The sequence below is a fragment of the Streptomyces sp. NRRL F-525 genome (assembly GCF_000716605.1).
Taxonomy (GTDB): domain Bacteria; phylum Actinomycetota; class Actinomycetes; order Streptomycetales; family Streptomycetaceae; genus Streptomyces.
On the sequence record NZ_JNXE01000006.1, the window covers coordinates 1 to 17,913 of the forward strand.

Below are 17,913 nucleotides of genomic sequence, written 5' to 3' on the forward strand. Positions count from 1 at the left end.
TGCGCGCATGCAGATGATCGTGGTGATGAAGTTGACCGCACCGAGGATCGTGCCGAAGCCGGAGAAGGCCAGACCCATGATCCACATGTCGGCGCCGATACCCGGCGAACGGACCGCGTCCGACAGCGGGCTGTACGCGAACCAGCCGAAGTCGGCCGCGCCCTGCGGGGTGAGGAAGCCACCGACCGCGATCGTCGAGCCGAAGAGATACAGCCAGTAGGCGAACATGTTGAGGCGGGGGAAGGCGACGTCCGGGGCGCCGATCTGCAGCGGCATGATCCAGTTGGCGAAGCCCGCGAACAGGGGTGTCGCGAACATCAGCAGCATGATCGTGCCGTGCATCGTGAACGCCTGGTTGAACTGCTCGTTGGACATGATCTGCAGGCCGGGTCTGGCGAGTTCGGCGCGCATGAGGAGCGCCATCACGCCGCCGATGCAGAAGAACCCGAACGCCGTCACCAGGTACAGCGTGCCGATCGTCTTGTGGTCCGTGGTCGTCAGCCACTTGATGCTCTTGAGGTCTCTCACGCCCCGCCTGTGTCCGCGCGCCACCCGCACGTCACACTCGAGTGACGCGAGGAGAATCACGAAACCGGGTGTGACGATCGCCCCGGTGCCGGACACGAACGGGACATGAGCAACGACGAGAACTTCGCCGCTGCCTATCGCGAGCACTACTGGGCGGTCAGCCGCTATGTTGCGCGGCGACTGGACGGGCGGAGCGGTGAGGTCGAGGAAGTGGTGGCGGAGGTCTTCACCGTCGCCTGGCGTCGCCGTGCGGATCTGCCGCTGGCGCCGTTGCCGTGGCTGTACGGCGTGGCCCGTAACTGTCTGGCCAATGCGGTGCGGGGGTATGGACGGCGGCGTCGGCTCGTCGATCGGCTGGGCAATGACGAGGCCGCGCACGGGCGGCAGGTCGTGGCCAGCCCCGATGCGGATGCTCCCGGCGGGTGGGTGCACGAGGCGTTGGCGCGGTTGTCTCCGACGGATCAGGAGGTACTGCGGTTGACGGCGTGGGAGGAGCTGGGGGTGGACGAGGTCGCCGTCGTCCTCGGGTGTGGTTCGCGGGCGGCGGCTATGCGGTTGCACCGGGCGCGGCGTCGGTTGAGAGCGGAGATTGATCGGCTTGCGGTGCTTGGAGGGGCGGGGTGTTGATCGAGTATTCTGCGGCGCCGTCGTGGCTGGTCGCGCAGTTCCCCGCGCCCCTGTGGGGCGCCACGGTCACCCTGAAGGAACGTCGCCATGGCTGATGAGCTTGAACTCCTGCGTAGCGCCAACCCGTTCACTGGCGACGGGTCCCGTTACGGTGACGGGCCGCTTGATCATCAGGCCGAGCGCGGGCTCAATAGGCTGCTGCACGAACGGCGTTCACGGCGTCGGCGAATGCTCTGGAGCCTCGCGGCCGTAACTGCCGTCTGTGCGACCGTGCTCACCCTCGTGCTGGGCGGGCCGAGCGGTACTCCCGCCGTGGCGGCTCCGCGGCCGCTCGTGGTGCAGGCGCACTCCACCCCCGTATCCCTGAAGCAGCTCGCCGCCCTCGCCGTGGCGACCGCCGCCGACGGAACTCCCGTTCTGCGCAAGGGGACTCACGTGCAGACGTGGAGCCTCGGTATGTCCGACGACAAGCCGCCGGTCACCATTCCCGAGGAACGCATCGTGCGCTGGAACGCGGACGCCAGTCACACGGAACGTGTCGTCGAGGACGGGCATGTCCTCAAGGAGACGACGTTTCCGCCGAGTTGGAGCGATGTCCCGCCCGATGCCCGGCCCCCGCACGACGTGGCGGGACTGCGGGCGTACCTCCAGGAGACGGCGTACAGCAAGACGCCGTTGACCACGCCCGAACTCCTCGGCGCTGTGGGGGAGTTGCTGGACCGCTGGACGCTCGGGGCGCGTGAGTCGGCCGCGTTGGCGCGGCTGCTCGCGGGGGCGGACGGGCTGCGGCCGGTGGGGGAGGTGACCGACCGGCTCGGGCGGCACGGGCAGGCGTACGTCTATCAGCGGTCCGCCACCCGGCTGATGCTGATCATGGACCCGGCCACCGGCGCCGTCCTCGGAATGGAGAGCACCTTCACGAAGGACCAGCCCGAGTACGGCGTCAAGGCCGGGGACGTCATGGACTACAGCGCGTGGACCCGCTGATCACACCCCGAGCTGCCGGGCGGCGGCCGTCACGGTCTGTTCCAGGAGCGTGGCGATCGTCATCGGGCCGACGCCGCCCGGCACCGGCGTGATCAACGAGGCGCGTTCGGCGGCGGATTCGAAGTCGACGTCGCCGACGTTGCCCGCGTTGTAACCGGCGTCGAGCACGACCGCGCCGGGCTTGATGTCCTCGCCGCGGATCAGCCGGGGGCGGCCGACGGCGGCGACGACGATGTCCGCCTCGCGGACCACCGCGGACAGGTCCTGGGTGCGCGAGTGGCAGTAGGTGACCGTCGCGTCGCGGGCCAGGAGCAGCATGCCGGCCGGCTTGCCGAGGATCGCGCTGCGGCCGACCACGACGGCCCGCTTGCCGGACGGGTCGACGTCGTACTCGTCGAGCAGCCGCATGATCCCGCCGGGCGTGCAGGACACGAAGCCCGGCAGGCCGAAGCTCATCGACGCGAACGACGCGAAGGTGACGCCGTCCACGTCCTTCTCCGCCGCGATCGCCTCGAACGCGGCCCGCTCGTCGATGTGTTGGCCCATCGGGTGCTGGAGCAGGATGCCGTGCACGGCGGGGTCGGCGGAGAGTTCGTCGAGGGTGCCGACCAGTTCGGCGGTGGTCGTGGCGGCGGGCAGCTCGACGTGCCGGGACTCGATGCCGGCCTTGCGGCTGCGGTTCTGCTTCATCCGGACGTACGTGACGGAGGCCGGGTCCGCGCCGACCAGGACCGTCGCGAGACAGGGCGCCGTACCGGTGCGCCGCGTGAGGTCGGCGGCCTTCTTCGCGGTGTCCTCGACGATGCGCCGCGCGAGCGCGGTGCCGTCCATGAGGCGTGCCTGGGACATGATCCACTCCTGAGCTGGTTGACCAATCGCCCAGGCGCACGGCATCGACTCCGCGTGGGCCGCTCCACGGTGGTGCTCCACCTCAGCGCCAGTCACGGCCCACGATCAGCCTAACCGACAGTCCTACGACAGCCCCGGCCCGCTCACCCGCGCCGGGCGTCCCGGGTCCGGCCGACCGGAGGCGTGCGGGACCGTGCCGCCCGCAGCACCGAACCCAGCAGGGCGGCGGACGCCCGCAGACCCGCTGCGGAGACCGGTGCCCGGCGCCGAGTCGCAGCGGAGCGCGCGGGTACCGTGCTCGCCGAGAAGGTCCAGGTCAGACGGGTGCTGATCCGGACCTTCGGCACCAGTCCCGCTAGCCGTCCCATGCCTGGATCATGGTCTGCCGGGTGATCTTGCCGTCCTCCAGCAGGAGCATCGACTCGGCGAGGACACGGGCCCCGTCCGGGTACTGACACGACTCGCTGTAGGCGACCCGGTCCCCTTGTACGACGCACTCCTCCAGCTTGTGCGTCATGTCGCGGCTGTAGACGTCGGCGAGCATCGCGCCGATCTCGTCCCGGCCGTGCAGGACCTTGGGGTGGCTGGGCTGGGTCTGGTGGTCGACGACGTGGATCTCGGCGTCGTCCGCGTAGAGCGACAGAAGTGTCGCCGCTGTGTGCTCTTCGATGCCCCGGCGCAGGGCTTCGGAGTCGAAGCCGGGGCGTGCCGCGGTGCCCATGGTGACCTCCTCGGAGGGCCGCGGCCCACACCGGAGCGAGCCGCGACGGGCCTCTCCTACGAGACTCCTCCGCCTTGCCGCGGTCGGCAAACCGGGCGGCGCGCTCCGCCTCACGGGTGAGCGGTGCCCGGTACCCGTGACCGCGCGGGGACCGGCCGCGTTGCTGAGGGCATGATCTCAACACGACGTATTGCCGCCGCCGTTGGTCTCGCCGTCGGGGTCACCGGCCTCGTCGCGCCGATGGCGAACGCCGCCGACGCGCCCGCCTTCAAGGACGGCAAGGTCAGCCCCGTCGCCCTGCTGGACTCGCTCGCGGTGAGTGAGATCCCCGCCGAGCACCGGGCGGAGGTCCCGAAGGTCGCCAACCAGCTGCAGGGACTGAACCACCTGAACGACCTCCAGCAGTTGCACCAGGTCACCGACATGGCCGCGCCGGTCACGGGACTCCTCCCCAGCATCGAGCCGTGAGCCCGCGGTACTGATCCCGCGGAGCACGCGGACCTCGAGGGTCGTCCGGAAACGGGCGGCCCTCAGCCGTGCCCCAGGATCAGCCCGCCGTCGCCAGGAACTGCGTCGCCGCCAGCTCCGCGTAGAGCGGGTCGGCCGTCACCAGTTCCCGGTGCGTGCCCACCGCGCGGACCCGGCCCGCGTCCATGACGACGATCCGGTCGGCCATCGTCACCGTGGACAGCCGGTGCGCGACGACCAGGACCGTCGTCGTACGGGCCACCTCGGCGACGGTGTCGCGCAGGGCCGCCTCGTTCACCGCGTCGAGCTGCGAGGTCGCCTCGTCCAGGAGGAGCAGGCGGGGGTGGCGCAGGAGCGCGCGGGCGATGGCGACGCGCTGGCGTTCGCCGCCGGAGAGGCGGGTGCCGCGGTGGCCGACCAGGGTGTCGACGCCCTTCGGCAGCCGGGCGAGCAGGCCGTCGAGGCGGGTCGTCTTCAGGACGCGGGTCACGGCGTCGTCGTCCGCGTCCGGGTTGCCGAGCAGCAGGTTGTCGCGCAGGGAACCCGACAGGACCGGGGCGTCCTGCTCCACATACCCGATGGCGGACCGGAGTTGGGACAGGTCCCAGTCCGCCAGGTCCCGGCCGTCGAGGGTGATCGCGCCGGACTCGGGGTCGTAGAAACGCTCGATGAGGGAGAACACCGTGGTCTTGCCCGCGCCGGACGGGCCGACGAACGCCGTCATGCCCTGGGCCGGTATCGCGAAGGTCACGCCGTGGTGGACGTAGGGGAGGTCGTCGGCGTAGCGGAAGCGGACGTCGTCGAAGGCGAGGGCCGCGGGTTCGGCGCCGGGGGAGGGCAACTGGGCGGGCGGGGACGGGGGTTCGGCGGGGAGGTGGAGCGCCTCCTGGATGCGAGCGAGGGCCGCGGCGCCCGTCTGGTACTGGGTGATCGCGCCGACTACCTGCTGGATCGGCTGCATGAGATAGAAGACGTAGAGGAGGAAGGCGACCAGCGTGCCGATGTTGATCGCGCCCGTCGCCACCCGTGCGCCGCCCACCGCGAGGACGGTGATGAAGGCGACCTGCATCGACAGTGCCGCCGTATTGCCCGCGGCGGCACTCCACTTGGCGGCCCGCACACTCTGCCGCCACGACTCCTCGGCCGCCGCGTGCAGGGTGCGTTCCTCACGGTCCTCGGCGCCGGACGCCTTCACCGTGCGCAGCGCGCCCAGGATCCGCTCCAGCGAGGCGCCCATCACGCCGACCGCGTCCTGCGCCTGCCTGCTGGCCCGGTTGATGCGCGGCAGGATCAGGGTGAGCACGGTGCCCGCGCCCGCGATCACGGCCAGGGTGACGCCGAGCAGTACCGGGTCAACCACCCCCATCATGACGACAGTTGCGACGAGCGTGAGCCCTCCGGTGCCCAGGCCGACCAGCGAGTCCGTGGTGACCTCGCGCAGGAGGGTGGTGTCCGAGGTGATGCGGGCCATCAGGTCGCCGGGCTCGCTGCGGTCCACGGCGGAGATCCGCAGCCGCAGCAGATACGACGACAGGTTGCGCCGGGCGCCGAGCACCACCGACTCCGCGGTCCGCCGCAGAACGTAGGAACCCAGCGCGCCCAGCGCCGCGTTGGCGACCACCAGCGCCGACATCGCGAGGAGGGCCCCGGTGATCGTCCGGTCGTGCGAGAGGTCGTCGATGAGCCCCCGCGCCACCAGCGGAAGCAGCAGCCCGGTGCCCCCGGTGACCAGCGAAAGCAGCGCGCCCGCCAACAGGGCCCAGCGGTGCGGCCGTACGTAGTCGAGGAGAAGCCGCCAGGCCGGCGGACCGCTCTGCGTCCCTGCGATGCTCACGGCGCTCCTCGGGAGTCGGTCGGAACCTTCAGGCTACGTCGGCCGCGATCGTTCGCGGTGACGGTCAGGGGGCGTGGCCGGGACGTCAGCGTGCCCTTACCGATCAGTCACGCGTAGGGTCGGAGGCAGGGACAACGGCGACGAAAGGGTTCAGGACCATGGCGCAGGAAGTACGCGGCGTGATCGCACCGGGCAAGAACGAGCCGGTCCGGGTCGAGACGATCGTCGTACCCGACCCCGGACCCGGCGAGGCCGTGGTGAAGGTACAGGCCTGCGGGGTCTGTCATACCGACCTGCACTACAAACAGGGCGGCATCAGCGACGACTTCCCGTTCCTGCTCGGGCACGAGGCCGCAGGCGTTGTGGAGTCGGTCGGAGAGGGCGTCACCGACGTGGCCCCCGGTGACTTCGTGATCCTCAACTGGCGTGCCGTGTGCGGCAATTGCCGCGCCTGTCTGCGGGGCCGCCCCTGGTACTGCTTCAACACCCACAACGCCAAGCAGAAGATGACCCTCGCCTCGACCGGCCAGGAACTCTCCCCGGCCCTGGGCATCGGAGCCTTCGCCGACAAGACGTTGGTCGCGGCCGGGCAGTGCACCAAGGTCGACCCGTCCGTCTCCCCGGCCGTCGCCGGGCTGTTGGGCTGCGGGGTCATGGCCGGTATCGGCGCCGCCATCAACACCGGCAACGTCGGCCGCGGTGACACTGTCGCGGTCATCGGGTGCGGTGGAGTCGGTGACGCGGCGATCGCCGGGTCCAGGCTCGCGGGCGCGGCACGGATCATCGCCGTGGACATCGACGACCGCAAGCTGGAGAAGGCCCGTTCCATGGGGGCCACGCACACCGTCAACTCCAAGACGAGCGACCCCGTCGAGGCGATCCGCGAGCTGACCGGTGGCTTCGGCGCCGATGTCGTCATCGAGGCGGTCGGCCGCCCGGAGACGTACAAACAGGCCTTCTATGCCCGGGACTTGGCGGGCACGGTCGTGCTCGTCGGTGTGCCCACGCCCGAGATGAAGCTCGAACTCCCGCTGCTGGACGTCTTCGGGCGGGGTGGTTCGCTCAAGTCGTCGTGGTACGGCGACTGTCTGCCCTCCCGCGACTTCCCGATGCTGATCGACCTGCATCAGCAAGGGCGCCTGGACCTGGGCGCGTTCGTCACGGAGACGATCCAACTCGACGAGGTGGAGAAGGCGTTCGAGCGGATGCACGGTGGCGATGTGCTGCGTTCGGTGGTGGAGCTGTGATGGGCGCTCGTATCGAACACCTCGTCACCTCAGGGCAGTTCAGCCTCGACGGCGGTACCTGGGACGTCGACAACAACGTGTGGATCGTGGGCGACGACCACGAGGTCGTCGTCATCGACGCGGCCCATGACGCCGACGCCATCCTCGCGGCGATCGGCGACCGCAGGCTGACCGCGATCATCTGCACCCACGCGCACAACGACCACATCGACGCCGCGCCGGAACTCGCCGACCGCACCGGTGCCACGATCTGGCTGCACCCCGACGACCTGCCCCTGTGGAAGCAGACCCACCCCGACCGCGACCCCGACGCCCATCTCGCCGACGGCCAGGTGATCGAGGCCGCGGGCGCCGACCTGAAGGTCCTGCACACGCCGGGACACGCGCCCGGCGCGGTCTGCCTGTACGACCCCGGGCTCGGCACGGTCTTCACCGGCGACACCCTCTTCCACGGTGGCCCGGGCGCCACGGGACGGTCGTACTCCCACTTCCCGACGATCATCGACTCCATCCGGGACCGGTTGCTGACCCTCCCGCCGGAGACGAAGGTGCTCACCGGACACGGCGACTCGACGACCGTCGGGGCGGAGGCCGCACACCTGGAGGAGTGGATCGCGCGGGGTCACTGAGACACCGGCGAATACCCGACAGAAGGTGTCCGGCTTCTCCTGCACGATCGACATGACAGCGAGTCGAACGAGCACGGGAGGCCGGACATGCCGGGTCCACTGGAAGGCAAGGTCGCGCTGGTCGCGGGGGCGACGCGCGGAGCGGGACGCGGGATCGCCGTGGAACTGGGCGCGGCCGGCGCCACCGTCTACGTGAGCGGTCGCAGCACCCGCGCGCAGCGCTCCGAGTACGACCGGCCCGAGACCGTCGAGGACACCGCCGACCTCGTCACCGCGGCCGGCGGCCGGGGTATCGCCGTCCCCACCGACCACCTGGAGCCCTCGGCCGTCCGGGCCCTCGTCGACCGGATCGACGAAGAACAGGGCCGCCTCGACCTCCTCGTCAACGACATCTGGGGCGGCGAGCACCTCTTCGCCTGGGACACCCCCGTGTGGGAACACGACCTCGACAAGGGGCTCCGGATCCTGCGGCTGGCGGTCGAGACGCACGCGATCACCAGCCACCACGCGCTGCCCCTGCTGCTGCGCAGGCCCGGCGGCCTGGTCGTCGAGATGACCGACGGGACCGCCGAGTACAACCGCGACACCTACCGCGTCTCCTTCTTCTACGACCTCGCCAAGACGTCCGTCCTGCGCATGGCCTTCGCCCTCGGCCACGAACTCGGTCAACGCGGCGCCACCGCCGTCGCGTTGACCCCGGGCTGGCTGCGCTCGGAGATCATGCTCGACCAGTTCGGCGTGCGCGAGGACAACTGGCGCGACGCCCTGGCCCAAGTCCCGCACTTCGCCATCTCGGAGACCCCGCGCTATGTCGGCCGCGCTGTCGCCGCCCTCGCCGCCGACCCCCAAGTGGCCCGCTGGAACGGGCAGTCGCTGTCCAGCGGCGGACTCGCCCCGGTGTACGGCTTCACGGACCTCGACGGCAGCCACCCGGACGCGTGGCGGTACCTGGTGGAGGTACAGGACGCGGGGAAGCCGGCGGACGTGACCGGCTACCGGTGACGTGCGAGGTCAGATCTGGGTCACCGGCCAGCGCCCCGAGTGGCCCGGCGGCAGCGCCAGATCGTCCCGTACGGCCGCGTAGTAGCCCTCGCGCCTGGCACGCTGACGCTCCATCAACTCCCGCCAGGCCTCCGGGTCGTGGGTCTCCGCGCGCATGAACCGCTCCATCGCCATCACCGCGCCGACCCACGCCCGCGCCTTGTCCACCACCTCCGTGCTCCCCAGCAGAAGCAGCGCCTCACCTGGAGGATCCCGGTCCACGGTCGCCTCGGCCAGCAGCGGTTCCGCCTCGGCCGGGGACAGCGGGTGCGGATGCGGGTCGTTGCCGAAGTGGGAGGCGACCCGATACGTCAGGGTCACCGACTTCTTCAGCGTCCGGGCGTACTCGGCGTACACCTCCAACCGCCGCTCCTCCCAACGGGCGTCCCGCTCACGGCGGAACCTCGCTTGATCGCCCCGCACGATCGCGACGTAGGAACCGAGGGCGCCGATCACGACACCGATCAGCGCGGGGAGTTGCTGGATGAACGCGTTCATGTCCGCACGGTATCTGCCGAGTTGATCGTTCCGGCAGTACGTTCGGGACCATGACTGACACAACGCGCTTCCAGGGGTACGGAGTTCTCGTCACCGGTGCGGCCCGGGGCATCGGCGCGGCCATCTCCCGGCGGCTCGCGGAGGAGGGGGCGCGGGTGCTGGTGACCGACGTCGATCTGCCCGAGGCGGAGAAGACGGCGGCGGCACTGCGCGAACTCGGGCTGGCCACCGAGGCGTTCGGTTGCGACGTGGGGGACCGGGAGGCGGTGGAGCGGGCCGTCGCCCGGGCCGTCGAGTCCTTCGGGGCGCTCGACGTCCTGGTCAACAGCGCCGCGCACTGCACGCCCGACCTCCCGCTCTTCGAGGACGAGCCGGACGGCGAGTGGGACCGGGACCTCGACATCACGCTGACGGGGACCTACCGCTGCTGCCGCGCCGCACTCCCGCACCTGGTCGCCTCGAGACGCGGGGCGATCGTCAACATCGGTTCCGTGAACGGCAGTCAGGACTTCGGCAACCACGCCTACAGCGCGGCCAAGGCCGGACTCGCCTCGCTGACCCGCACCCTCGCCGGGCACGCCGGACGGCGCGGTGTGCGGGTCAATCTGGTGATGCCGGGCACGGTGCGGACCTCCGCGTGGGAGGGGCGGGACGAGCAACTGGACGCTGTCAGCGGGCTGTTCCCGCTCGGTCGGGTCGGTGAGCCCGAGGACATCGCCGCGGCCGTCGCGTTCCTCGCCTCGCGGGACGCCTCCTGGATCACCGGGACCACCCTCGCCGTCGACGGAGGGCTCACCGCGGTCAACTCCGGGTTCCGGCTGTCCCTTTCAGAGCGCGGGGCCGAGGGGCAGTGAAGCCAGCGCCGCCAGCACCCGGTCCGTATCGGCCTCGGACGTACGCCAGTTGCTGAACGCGGCGCGCAGCGCGGGTGTCCCGTCGTGGACCGTCGGCGTCAGGAACGCCTCGCCGGTGTCCGCCACGGCCTCCGCCACGGCGGCCACCCGCTCCCGTGTGGGGTTCTCGGCCAGGGTGAAGCAGACGACGTTCAGCCGGACCGGCGCGGACAGCCGCAGCCCCGGGAGCGCGGCGATGCCCTCGCCGAGCCGGTGCGCGAGGGCCACGTTGCGCTCGACGATCTCGCGGTGCCCGGCGCGGCCGTAGGCCAGGAGGGAGAACCAGGCGGGGAGGGCGCGCAGCCGCCGGGAGTTCTCGGGGGTGAGGTGGAGGAAGTCCGGGTCGCCGGTCGGTGCGCCCAGGTACGGGGACGCGTTGTGGAACACCCTGGTCTGGAGGTCGCGGCGGCGGGTGAACTGGACGGCCGCGTCGTAGGGCACGTTGAGCCACTTGTGGAGGTCGACGCAGACCGAGTCGGCCGCGTCGAGTCCGTCGACGAGGTGGGCGTAGGCGGGGGAGAGCGCGGCGAAGCCGCCGAACGCGGCGTCCACGTGCAGCCAGAAGTCGTGCCGTTCCTTGAGGGCGGCGATCGCCCGCAGGTCGTCGAAGTCGACCGTGTTCACGGTGCCGGCGTTCGCGACGACGATCGCCGGGCGGCCCTTCAACTCGCCGAGTGCCGCGTCGAGTTGGTCCACGTCTACGGCCTCGCGGTTGCCGGCGAGCACGGGCACGTAGTGCATCCGGTCGCGGCCGATGCCCAGCACGGACAGTGCCTTGGTGACGCTGGAGTGCGGACTGCCGGAGAGGACGTGGACCGGGCCGAGCGCGGCGGCGCCGTCCTGGGACACGTCCACGCCCAGGCGCTCGCCGAGCCACTCGCGGGCCACGGCGAGACCCACCATGTTGGACACGGTCGCGCCGGTGACGAAGGCCCCCGAGTGCGCCTCGCCGAGCCCGAACAGCTCGCGCAGCCAGCCCACCGTCTCCCGCTCGAGCGCCGCCGCCCAGGAACCGGCCGCGCCGGACACGTTCTGGTCGTACGCGCTGGTCAGCCAGTCCCCGGCGATCGACGCGGGGGTGGCACCACCGGTGACGAAGCCGAGGTAGCGCGGGCCCGCCGACCCCGAGAGACCGGGCGCCCACCGCTCGGCGAACCGGGCGAGAGCCGCCTCGCCGCCGGTCCCCTCGGCCGGGAGCGGTTCCCCGTCGGGCGCCTTGTCGAGCCGGACGACCGGCCGCTCGGCCATCCCGTCCAGCTCACGGGCGGCGAGGTCGCGGGCGGACTGGAGGAGGGCGGGGAGCCGCGAGAGGTCGTCGGCGAGAGTGCGGTGCATGGCGGCAGCGTAGGCGGAGGCCGAGGGCCGGGTATCGGGCCAATTCGGGGGAACTGGACTGGATCACACGCGAGCGCGCCGGTGTCAGTCGTCCCGGTGGGAGCGGTGCGGGAGGTGCCCTTGGCGCAGCCGGAGCCAGGTGTCGCGGGCCCGGCGGCCCGCGCGGGTGCGGCTGTGCGCGACCATCTCGCGCGCCTCCTGCTCGGACGCGGCCATGGCCGAGGACCCGCGCAGCGGTTTGCGTGCCGTCTCGCGCAGGAACAGGGCGGCGATCACCCCGATCACGCCCGCGACCATGAGGTAGTAGGCGGGCACGAGCTCGTCGCCGGTCACGTCGACCAGGGCGGAGGCGATCAGCGGGGTCGTGCCGCCGAACAGGGAGACGGAGAAGTTGTACGCCAGGGACAGGCCGCCGTAGCGCAGATGGGTCGGGAAGAGCGCGGGGAGGGTCGCGGCGCTCGTGCCCGCGAAGCAGACCAGGAACAGGCCGAGGATCACGCAGCCGATGGCGGGGAGCACGATGCCGCCCTGGCGGATGAGCTGGAAGACGGGGATCGAGAGGACGACCATGGCGCCGCCGCCCCAGAGGAACAGGGGACGCCTGCCGTACCGGTCCGAGGAGCGGCCGACGACGGTGATGGTCAGGGCGACCAGCACCATGGTGCCCAACACCAGGAGCTGGGCGGTGAGTTCGGACTCGCCGAGGGTGGAGCTCATGTAGGTCGGCAGGTACGAGGTCACCATGTAGTTGGTGACGTTGTAGAGCAGGACGAGGCCGACGCAGACGAGCAGGGCCTGCCAGTGGTCGGTGAACACCTCCTTGAGGCGGCCCTTCCCGGACATCCGGGCCTCCTCCCCGCGCTTCTCCTCGACCTCCTGGAACGCGGGCGTCTCCTCCAGCCTGAGCCGCATGTAGAGGCCGATGATCCCGAGCGGACCCGCGACGTAGAACGGGATCCGCCAGCCCCAGTCGACCATCTGGTCCTCGGACAGGGCGGCGGTCAGGACGGTGACCAGGCCGGAGCCGAGGGAGTAGCCGACGAACGTGCCGAAGTCGAGCCAGCTGCCGAGGAAACCGCGCATCCGGTCGGGGGAGTACTCCGCGATGTAGGTGGTGGCCCCGGCGTACTCGCCGCCGGTCGAGAAGCCCTGCACCAGCCGGCAGAGCAGCAGGAGCACCGGTGCGGCCAGGCCGATCGTCTTGTAGCCCGGCAGGAATCCCACCGCGAACGTACTGATCGCCATCATGATCATGGTGACGGCGAGGACCTTCTGGCGTCCCACGCGGTCGCCGAGGGGCCCGAACACGAGCCCGCCGAGCGGCCGGACGAGGAAGGCCGCCGCGAAGGTCGCGAACGTCGAGATGACCTGGGCGCCCGGTGAGCTGCCCGGGAAGAAGACCTTGCCGAGGGTCGAGGCGACGTAGGCGTAGACGCCGAAGTCGAACCACTCCATGGTGTTGCCGAGCGCGGCGGCCGACACGGCCCGTCGTACGGTCGGCCGGTCGGCGACCTTCACGTCGTCCGGGCTCAGGGCCTTCTTGCGCCGGCGCAGCAGCGTCCGCACCATCCGTTCGGTGCGCGCGTTTCCCGAGCCGAGCCCACGTCGCGGTTGGTTCGGGCCTGCGGGGTCCCGCCTGTCTGACCTCATGTGCACCTGTGCGTGTCGTCGGTGGGTTCCGCTTCGCGCTCCGTGCGGTCCGCGGAATGCTGATTGAGCACGCCTAACCGGTGCGGGCCACCTGGAAACCCGTCGTCCGCTTACGGAGGCCGTCTTCCCCGGAGCCGGCCCGGCGGCGGAGAATGTCACCGTTTCGTCGCGGTCCGGCCCGGGCCACAACCCTGTCGCCCGTGCACCGGTCTAGGTGGCAGAGATCGCAGTTCCGGCTGAGGGGGAGGGTCCGACATGGGGGACATACGCAGACGAGGTGCCATAGCGCTCGGTATCACCGGGCTGGTGGCGCCGCTCACGCTCGTGCTGGGGAGCGCTCCGGCGCAGGCGGCGACGAGCTGTACGACGCAGAAGGGGCCGTACCAGAAGCAGGTCGAGAAGTTCCTCGGCCGGCCGGTCGACGGGAAGCAGTCCGCCGCCGACTGCAAGGCGATCAAGGCCTTCCAGACCAAGCACGGCATCACGCCGAACATCGGCTACGCGGGATCCGTCACCTGGGGCGTGATGGACCTCATGAACAAGCAGAAGGCCGTGGGCAACAAGCCGAACGCGGCCGGCAAGTGCCCGACGAACAAGGGCCGCATCGCCTGCGTCAACCTCACGCTGCAGATCAGCTGGATCCAGGACGGCAGCCGGCTCGTCTACGGCCCGGTCCCGGTGCGCACCGGCCGTAACGGCTACGAGACCCGCACCGGTCTGAAGAAGATCTACTGGCGGGACATCGACCACGTCTCGAACATCTACAACGTGCCGATGCCCTACAGCCAGTTCTTCGACGGTGGCCAGGCCTTCCACTCCGTCAACCTCAGCATGTGGAACCCGCCGGGCTCGCACGGCTGCGTCAACATGACCCCGACCACCGCCAAGAAGTACTGGTCGCTGCTGAAGAACGGCGACGACGTCTTCGTGTACGGCCGCAAGCCGGGCACCTGACAGACAGTCACCCGGCTTGCGTATCACCCCGGTTACGCGGGCGCGTCCCCGAAGTCCGGGATCTCCAGCCTCGCCCCGCCCTGCCGTGCCGAGTCGTGCGCGATGATGCCCGGCAGGGTGTAGCGGGCCGCGACCCACGCGTTCACGCTGGGCAGGGTGCGGGAGTTGACCGCGGTCACGAAGTCGTCCGCCAGGAAGTGGTGGCTGCCCTCATGGCCGTTGTGCAGGTTGTCGAACTCCCGAGGCAGCCGCGACCGGTCGTGCACCGGCGCCGAGCCCGAGGTGAAGGCGGCCCGGAGGTCCGGCGCGATGTGCTGGAGTGACGGATCGTCAGGAGACATGGTGGGCTTGGGCTCCAGCAGCTCGCTGATGTCCTGCACCCCCTTCTTGTCCTGCCAGAAGGCCACCGTCGCGAGCTGTTCCATGCTCGCGTCGGTCCCGAAGAACCGGAAACGCGACTCCCGGATCTGCGAGGGATAGCCGACCCGGCGGAACTCGTTCGTACGGAACGAACCGCCGCCCGCGACCTCGAACAGCGCGGTGGCGTTCGAGAAGTCGTTGCCGAACTGGCTGACCTCCTTGTCGAAGACACCGTCCCCGCGCTCGTCGACGACCCCGATCGCCGACACACTCACCGCGTGCGTCTGCCACGCGCCGAGCACCCCGCCCACCGAGTGCGTCGGGTAGAGCAGGGGCGGATAGCTGGCGGTCGCCTTCCAGTCCTCGCCACCGCTGTACTGGTACGCCTCGTAGAACCCCAGATCCATGTCGTGGACGTAGTCGCCCTCGGCGTAGAAAATCCGCCCGAAGGCGCCCTCCGCGATCTGGTTGCGGGCGTGCACGGTCGCCGGGTTGTACTGGCTGGTCTCGCCCATCATGTACGTCAGTCCGGTCGCCTTGACCGCGTCGATGATCGCCGCGATCTCGTCGGTGCTGATCGCCATGGGGACCGCGGAGTACACGTGCTTGCCGGCGCCGAGCCCCTGGAGGACCAGGGGGCCGTGCGTCCAGCGCTGGGTGAAGATCGCGACGGCGTCGACGGCCTTCGACTCCAGCATCGCCTCGTAGGAGGGGAAAGTGCCCGCCAGCCCTTGTTCGGCGACCAGTTGCTCCGCCCGCTCGGGCAGGAGGTCGGTCACATAGACCTCGCTCACGCCCGGGTGGGCCTGGAACAGTCGGGCGAACTGGCCGGAGAACTGGCCTGCTCCGACGATGCCGAGGGAGAACGTCATGGGTGCGTGTCCTTCTCTGACGGGGATTTCCCTGAGCGGAAATCACTGAACGAACTTCACTGAACGAACTTCACTGCACGAACTTCACTGCACGAACGTCACTGGCCGAGGATGAAGTTGATCTGCTTGTTGGTCTTGCTCAGGCCGCTGACCGGGGCGTCGTTGGCGTAGACGTCCTGCATGGCGGGGCGCATCAACGCGTACACGTCCGCCGAGTAGTTGGTGATCGGGAAGGAGAAGGTGGCGAAGTCCTTCTTGTCGGCGACCGGCCGGGTGAAGGCCGTGACGTCGATGCCCTTCTTCTTGTAGGCGGCGACGGCGGCCTTCGTGCCGTCCGGGGTCGCGGGGAAGACGATGCCGTAACTCCCCACCGTCCTCTGGCAGTTGTCCGATGACAGGTAGGTCACCCACTTCCGCGCGCCCGCCTTGTTGGGGGCGTTCTTGGTGATCGAGTCGGCCAGTCCGTTCATCATGGTCGCCCGTTTCCCGGTCGGACCGGTAGGGGTGTATGCGGTGCCGATCTTGATTCCCTTGGCCGCGGCGTACGTGGAGATCATCCAGGCGCCGTCGAAGGCGGTCGCCGCCTTGCCCCCCGCGATCTGCACGTTGGGCGGGTTCGCGCCGTCGCTGTAGTCCGTGAACGGCGCCAGATAGCCCTTCTTCGCCAGGCCGAAGTACCACTTGACCGCCTGCTGGTAGGTCTTGCTGTCGTACTGGTACTTCGTGCCCCAGCGCGCCTTGTCCGTGTAGTTCCAGCCGGCCGAGGCGGTGAAGGGACTCCATGTCGTCTGGCCGTCGGAGTCACCGGCGCCTCCGGTGGCCATGCCGTACACCTTGACGTGGTGCTTGTCGAAGCCCGGTTCGTCCCCGCGCTTGCCGTTCTTGTCGATGGTGAGGTGGGCGATGGCCTTCTCGAAGGTGCCGCCGTCCGTGGGATTCCAGGACAGGCTGTTGAGCTGGTCGGCGCTCAGACCCGCCGACTTGGCCATCTTCTGGTTGTAGAAGAGGGCGACCGTGTCCCAGTCCTTGGGCGTGCCGTACTGATGGCCGTCCTGGCCCTGCCAGTTGGCGGCGAGCCCGGGCTGGTAGGCGGACGCGTCGATGTCGAGGTCGTCCAGCGGCTGGAGCACCTTCAGGTCGGCGAACTGGCCGAACTTCTGGATGTGGTCGGTGAACACGTCCGGCTGGGTGCCCGCGATGAAGCTCGCGGTGAGCTTGGTCCAGTAGTCGGCCCAGCCCAACTGGGTGATCTTCACCTTGAGTCCGGGGTTCTGCTGCTCGAAGCCCTTCGCGCAGGCCTGGTAGGCGGGGAGCTGGTTGGCGTCCCACAGCCAGTACGTCACCGTGTCTGAGGCCGAGCCCACGGAGTCGCCCTTGGCGCAGCCCGCCGTCAGGGACAGCGCGAGCGCCCCGGTCAATGCCATGACCGTACGAAATCGCATGCCCTGCCCCTTACTTGATTCCGGTGAAGCTGATGGAACTCACGATGCGGCGCGCGAACACCCCGAAGAGCACGAGCATCGGGAGCGCGGCGATCAGGGTCGCCGCCATCAGGCCCGACCAGTCGTAGCCGGACTGCGGGGTCTGCGAGCGGAAGATCGCCAGCGCCACCGACAGCACGCGCGAACTGTCGCTGTAGGACACCATCAGCGGCCAGAAGTAGTCGTTCCAGGACGTGATGTACGTCAGCACGCCCAGGGTCAGGACCGGGGTGGCCGCCATCGGGAGCAGCACCCGGAAGAAGACGCGGACCTTGCCCGCGCCGTCGAGCAGAGCCGCCTCCTCGACCTCGCGCGGGATGTTCATGAAGAACTGCTTGAGGAAGAACACCGCGAACGGCGTCATGAACATCGTCGGCAACGAGATCCCCAACAGGGTGTCCACGAGCCCGAGTTGCTTGATGAGGACGAAGTTCGGCAGCAGGGTGAAGATCGCCGGCACCATCAGCCCGGCCAGGAAAAGACCGAACATCCGGTCCCGGCCGCGCCAGCGGAGCCGGGCGAAGGCGTAGGCGGCCATCGCGGAGAAGAACACCTGGCAGACGGTGACCAGGGTCGAGACGATCACCGAGTTGAGCAGATAGCGCCAGAACTTGAGGCCACCGCCCGAACCGCCTTGCGCGATCGCCTCCTTGGTCGACTGGAGGCCGAGCGCCCGCTCGAAACCGCCGGTGGTGAAGTCGACCGGCAGCGGGTCCGAGGGGTGGGCGGCGAGCCCGGTGTTGCTGGAGAGCGCGGTGCGCAGGATCCAGTAGAAGGGCAGCAGGGTGATCAGCATGATCGCGGCCATCGCGACCCAGGCGGCGACCTTGCCTATGGACGGGCGGGGCCGGGGCGGCCGTAGGATCTCCTGCTTTGCCGTAGGCGTAGGGGTGTTGGGCACATTGGGCGTGGTGGTCAGGGTGGCCATGTCGACTCCTT

Annotated in this window: 19 protein-coding genes and 1 riboswitch; of the genes, 8 read left to right on the forward strand and 11 right to left on the reverse strand. The window is 69.9% G+C overall.

Annotated elements, in window-relative coordinates; all coding sequences use genetic code 11:
* The coding region (locus tag OO69_RS10830; RefSeq protein ID WP_234444401.1) for a cbb3-type cytochrome c oxidase subunit I at positions 1-528 on the reverse strand (528 nt) is incomplete at its 3' end.
* Between the two features lie 105 nt (positions 529-633).
* On the opposite strand from OO69_RS10830, the gene OO69_RS10835 reads away from it, so the two are divergent.
* Both OO69_RS10835 and OO69_RS10840 read left to right on the forward strand, forming a co-directional pair.
* Positions 634-1,155 (forward strand): RNA polymerase sigma factor, encoded by a 522-nt coding sequence (locus OO69_RS10835; protein ID WP_033280307.1) that lies wholly within the window; start codon positions 634-636, stop codon positions 1,153-1,155.
* An 87-nt stretch (positions 1,156-1,242) separates the two neighbouring features.
* Positions 1,243-2,142 (forward strand): CU044_5270 family protein, encoded by a 900-nt coding sequence (locus tag OO69_RS10840; RefSeq protein WP_033280308.1) that lies wholly within the window; start codon positions 1,243-1,245, stop codon positions 2,140-2,142.
* Here the strand turns inward: OO69_RS10840 and OO69_RS10845 are convergent, their stop codons facing one another.
* The 3 genes from OO69_RS10845 to OO69_RS10855 form a co-directional block, all read right to left on the reverse strand.
* The gene (locus OO69_RS10845; protein ID WP_033280309.1) at positions 2,143-2,991 is read right to left on the reverse strand and encodes a bifunctional 5,10-methylenetetrahydrofolate dehydrogenase/5,10-methenyltetrahydrofolate cyclohydrolase; all 849 of its coding nucleotides are present in this window, start codon (positions 2,989-2,991) and stop codon (positions 2,143-2,145) included.
* A 21-nt stretch (positions 2,992-3,012) separates the two neighbouring features.
* A riboswitch (ZMP/ZTP riboswitch) is annotated at positions 3,013-3,097 on the reverse strand.
* A 37-nt stretch (positions 3,098-3,134) separates the two neighbouring features.
* A complete protein-coding gene (locus OO69_RS10850; RefSeq protein ID WP_033280310.1) occupies positions 3,135-3,359 on the reverse strand; it encodes a hypothetical protein in 225 nt (74 codons plus the stop codon).
* The gene (locus OO69_RS10855; protein ID WP_033280311.1) at positions 3,347-3,712 is read right to left on the reverse strand and encodes a nuclear transport factor 2 family protein; all 366 of its coding nucleotides are present in this window, start codon (positions 3,710-3,712) and stop codon (positions 3,347-3,349) included. The genes OO69_RS10850 and OO69_RS10855 overlap by 13 nt, the downstream gene beginning before the upstream one ends.
* Before the next feature lie 171 nt (positions 3,713-3,883).
* On the opposite strand from OO69_RS10855, the gene OO69_RS10860 reads away from it, so the two are divergent.
* Positions 3,884-4,180, forward strand: a complete 297-nt coding sequence (locus OO69_RS10860; RefSeq protein WP_033280312.1) for a hypothetical protein — start codon at positions 3,884-3,886, stop codon at positions 4,178-4,180.
* 79 nt (positions 4,181-4,259) lie between these two features.
* On the opposite strand, the gene OO69_RS10865 is transcribed toward OO69_RS10860, so the two are convergent.
* Positions 4,260-6,014 carry an ABC transporter ATP-binding protein gene (locus tag OO69_RS10865; RefSeq protein WP_033280313.1) on the reverse strand — a complete coding sequence of 585 codons (1,755 nt, stop codon included), beginning with the start codon at positions 6,012-6,014 and terminating at the stop codon, positions 4,260-4,262.
* A 158-nt stretch (positions 6,015-6,172) separates the two neighbouring features.
* Between OO69_RS10865 and OO69_RS10870 the strand changes: the two genes are divergently transcribed.
* From OO69_RS10870 to OO69_RS10880, 3 genes are all read left to right on the forward strand, one after another.
* Entirely contained in the window at positions 6,173-7,261 is a 1,089-nt protein-coding gene (locus OO69_RS10870; protein ID WP_033280314.1) for an S-(hydroxymethyl)mycothiol dehydrogenase, read from the forward strand.
* The gene (locus OO69_RS10875; protein ID WP_033280315.1) at positions 7,261-7,890 is read left to right on the forward strand and encodes an MBL fold metallo-hydrolase; all 630 of its coding nucleotides are present in this window, start codon (positions 7,261-7,263) and stop codon (positions 7,888-7,890) included. Before OO69_RS10870 ends, OO69_RS10875 begins: the two co-directional genes overlap by 1 nt.
* An 87-nt stretch (positions 7,891-7,977) precedes the next feature.
* Positions 7,978-8,892, forward strand: a complete 915-nt coding sequence (locus OO69_RS10880) for an SDR family oxidoreductase (protein ID WP_033280316.1) — start codon at positions 7,978-7,980, stop codon at positions 8,890-8,892.
* A 9-nt stretch (positions 8,893-8,901) separates the two neighbouring features.
* Here OO69_RS10880 and OO69_RS10885 read toward each other — a convergent pair whose 3' ends face one another.
* The gene (locus tag OO69_RS10885; protein ID WP_033280317.1) at positions 8,902-9,429 is read right to left on the reverse strand and encodes a hypothetical protein; all 528 of its coding nucleotides are present in this window, start codon (positions 9,427-9,429) and stop codon (positions 8,902-8,904) included.
* A 50-nt stretch (positions 9,430-9,479) separates the two neighbouring features.
* Here OO69_RS10885 and OO69_RS10890 point away from each other — a divergent pair, with 50 nt between their 5' ends.
* A complete protein-coding gene (locus tag OO69_RS10890) occupies positions 9,480-10,283 on the forward strand; it encodes an SDR family NAD(P)-dependent oxidoreductase (RefSeq protein WP_033280318.1) in 804 nt (267 codons plus the stop codon).
* Here OO69_RS10890 and OO69_RS10895 read toward each other — a convergent pair.
* A complete protein-coding gene (locus tag OO69_RS10895) occupies positions 10,257-11,657 on the reverse strand; it encodes a pyridoxal phosphate-dependent decarboxylase family protein (RefSeq protein WP_033280319.1) in 1,401 nt (466 codons plus the stop codon). The two genes, OO69_RS10890 and OO69_RS10895, sit on opposite strands and share 27 nt — an antisense overlap.
* An 84-nt stretch (positions 11,658-11,741) precedes the next feature.
* Positions 11,742-13,226: a glycine betaine/L-proline transporter ProP gene (proP, locus tag OO69_RS10900; protein WP_106970999.1), complete on the reverse strand. Its 1,485-nt coding sequence runs from the start codon at positions 13,224-13,226 to the stop codon at positions 11,742-11,744.
* 336 nt (positions 13,227-13,562) lie between these two features.
* Here proP and OO69_RS10905 point away from each other — a divergent pair, with 336 nt between their 5' ends.
* Positions 13,563-14,261, forward strand: coding sequence for a L,D-transpeptidase family protein (locus OO69_RS10905; protein ID WP_033280321.1), 699 nt, complete (start codon positions 13,563-13,565; stop codon positions 14,259-14,261).
* 32 nt (positions 14,262-14,293) lie between these two features.
* On the opposite strand, the gene OO69_RS10910 is transcribed toward OO69_RS10905, so the two are convergent.
* The 3 genes from OO69_RS10910 to OO69_RS10920 all read right to left on the reverse strand — a co-directional run bounded on the left by OO69_RS10910 (position 14,294) and on the right by OO69_RS10920 (position 17,902).
* Positions 14,294-15,493 (reverse strand): Gfo/Idh/MocA family protein, encoded by a 1,200-nt coding sequence (locus tag OO69_RS10910; protein WP_033280322.1) that lies wholly within the window; start codon positions 15,491-15,493, stop codon positions 14,294-14,296.
* Positions 15,494-15,591: 98 nt separating this feature from the next.
* Positions 15,592-16,935 carry an ABC transporter substrate-binding protein gene (locus tag OO69_RS10915; RefSeq protein WP_234444402.1) on the reverse strand — a complete coding sequence of 448 codons (1,344 nt, stop codon included), beginning with the start codon at positions 16,933-16,935 and terminating at the stop codon, positions 15,592-15,594.
* A 10-nt stretch (positions 16,936-16,945) separates the two neighbouring features.
* Complete coding sequence (locus OO69_RS10920) at positions 16,946-17,902, reverse strand: carbohydrate ABC transporter permease (protein WP_199810921.1); 957 nt, start codon at positions 17,900-17,902, stop codon at positions 16,946-16,948.
* Positions 17,903-17,913 lie beyond the last annotated feature (11 nt).

What these genes read in the sequence shown, in the direction of transcription:
- OO69_RS10835 (WP_033280307.1), top strand. Translation starts at nt 634, where the DNA reads ATGAGCAACGACGAGAACTTCGCCGCTGCCTATCGCGAGCACTACTGG.
- OO69_RS10840 (WP_033280308.1), top strand. Translation starts at nt 1,243, where the DNA reads ATGGCTGATGAGCTTGAACTCCTGCGTAGCGCCAACCCGTTCACTGGC.
- OO69_RS10845 (WP_033280309.1), bottom strand. Translation starts at nt 2,991, where the DNA reads ATGTCCCAGGCACGCCTCATGGACGGCACCGCGCTCGCGCGGCGCATC.
- OO69_RS10850 (WP_033280310.1), bottom strand. Translation starts at nt 3,359, where the DNA reads ATGGGACGGCTAGCGGGACTGGTGCCGAAGGTCCGGATCAGCACCCGT.
- OO69_RS10855 (WP_033280311.1), bottom strand. Translation starts at nt 3,712, where the DNA reads ATGGGCACCGCGGCACGCCCCGGCTTCGACTCCGAAGCCCTGCGCCGG.
- OO69_RS10860 (WP_033280312.1), top strand. Translation starts at nt 3,884, where the DNA reads ATGATCTCAACACGACGTATTGCCGCCGCCGTTGGTCTCGCCGTCGGG.
- OO69_RS10870 (WP_033280314.1), top strand. Translation starts at nt 6,173, where the DNA reads ATGGCGCAGGAAGTACGCGGCGTGATCGCACCGGGCAAGAACGAGCCG.
- OO69_RS10875 (WP_033280315.1), top strand. Translation starts at nt 7,261, where the DNA reads ATGGGCGCTCGTATCGAACACCTCGTCACCTCAGGGCAGTTCAGCCTC.
- OO69_RS10880 (WP_033280316.1), top strand. Translation starts at nt 7,978, where the DNA reads ATGCCGGGTCCACTGGAAGGCAAGGTCGCGCTGGTCGCGGGGGCGACG.
- OO69_RS10885 (WP_033280317.1), bottom strand. Translation starts at nt 9,429, where the DNA reads ATGAACGCGTTCATCCAGCAACTCCCCGCGCTGATCGGTGTCGTGATC.
- OO69_RS10890 (WP_033280318.1), top strand. Translation starts at nt 9,480, where the DNA reads ATGACTGACACAACGCGCTTCCAGGGGTACGGAGTTCTCGTCACCGGT.
- OO69_RS10895 (WP_033280319.1), bottom strand. Translation starts at nt 11,657, where the DNA reads ATGCACCGCACTCTCGCCGACGACCTCTCGCGGCTCCCCGCCCTCCTC.
- proP (WP_106970999.1), bottom strand. Translation starts at nt 13,226, where the DNA reads ATGGTGCGGACGCTGCTGCGCCGGCGCAAGAAGGCCCTGAGCCCGGAC.
- OO69_RS10905 (WP_033280321.1), top strand. Translation starts at nt 13,563, where the DNA reads ATGGGGGACATACGCAGACGAGGTGCCATAGCGCTCGGTATCACCGGG.
- OO69_RS10910 (WP_033280322.1), bottom strand. Translation starts at nt 15,493, where the DNA reads ATGACGTTCTCCCTCGGCATCGTCGGAGCAGGCCAGTTCTCCGGCCAG.
- OO69_RS10915 (WP_234444402.1), bottom strand. Translation starts at nt 16,935, where the DNA reads ATGCGATTTCGTACGGTCATGGCATTGACCGGGGCGCTCGCGCTGTCC.
- OO69_RS10920 (WP_199810921.1), bottom strand. Translation starts at nt 17,902, where the DNA reads ATGGCCACCCTGACCACCACGCCCAATGTGCCCAACACCCCTACGCCT.